Genomic DNA, 1,063 nt, shown 5'->3' on the forward strand with positions numbered 1-1,063 from the left:
GCCTCGGGCGGAACCCGAAGGAGCAGTCGGCCATGTCCGCTTCGAAGACCGGTTCGAACACGATCTTCAGCGCGGCCTGCACGATCCGGTCCCGAACCGCGGGAATCGACAGCGGCCTCCGCTCCGCAGAACCCGGCTTGGGGATCATCACCCCGCGCGCGGGCAACGGGCGATACCGCTGCTCCCGCAACTCGGCGGCGAGCTCGTCGAGCAGCCGGGCCACCCCGTACTCCTCGACCTCGGCCAGCGTGGTCCTGTCGATGCCCGGCGCGCCCTTGTTGGAGCGCACCGCCACCCACCCGCGCCACAGGACGTCCCTGCGGTAGACCTTGTCCATCAGCGCGTGGAATCTCCGCCCGGGGTCGGCCTTGGCCGCCCGGTACAGCGCATGCTGCAAGGCTCGGACCGGATCACGCGGAACCTGTGGTTCCCGCGATCCCGAAGCGGTGGGACCAGCCTGACCGGCACTCACCGGGCCACCTCCGTGCATCACGACGCATCGACGAAGCAGCGGCCCTTCCCTCCCCGCCGGTTGTGTTGTCCGGTCAGGTCAAGCGGTACTACGGCCGCCTCCGACGCCCACCCGGCCGGCCATCCACTTCCCGGCTTGGACCGGTTATAGGACGCCACGCTCCGGCGACACCTTCCGCAGGTCACCGGGCCGGGGAGGGCCTCCCCAGTTCCCGCCGCCACTGTCGATGCGTTCCGCGCCCCATACGCCGGGGAGTCCTTCGCGGCTGCGCGTCCAGGCTCTTCACCGCTTCCGTGGCCTTCGCCCTGGATTCGGGGGCTCGGCTCTCCCTGTTCCCGCCCTTTCGGGCAGACCTCTAACGACGCCGCAGGCTTCGCGTCATGCTACGGACCGCATCGTTGCTCCCCCATACAGGGCCTTTGACGCTGGGCTTCGACCCCGCCGGTTTCCCAGCGAAGCCGCCAGCCTGCTACCGGGCCTCCTGGCAGCTACCCGGACCGGACTTTCACCGGCGAGCGACGACGAGCTTACGAACAGCATGATCAGCCGCTAGGTCACGGCTTCACCTCCCGTTCTGCTGGGCGCACGAAA

At 69.3% G+C, this 1,063-nt stretch carries 1 protein-coding gene; it reads right to left on the reverse strand.

Annotated elements, in window-relative coordinates:
- A partial coding sequence (locus ACWJ6R_RS36880) for a hypothetical protein (RefSeq protein WP_449066634.1) occupies positions 1-397 on the reverse strand: 397 nt, incomplete at its 3' end.
- Between the last annotated feature and the right edge of the window lie 666 nt (positions 398-1,063).

This window comes from Planomonospora algeriensis (assembly GCF_977012225.1).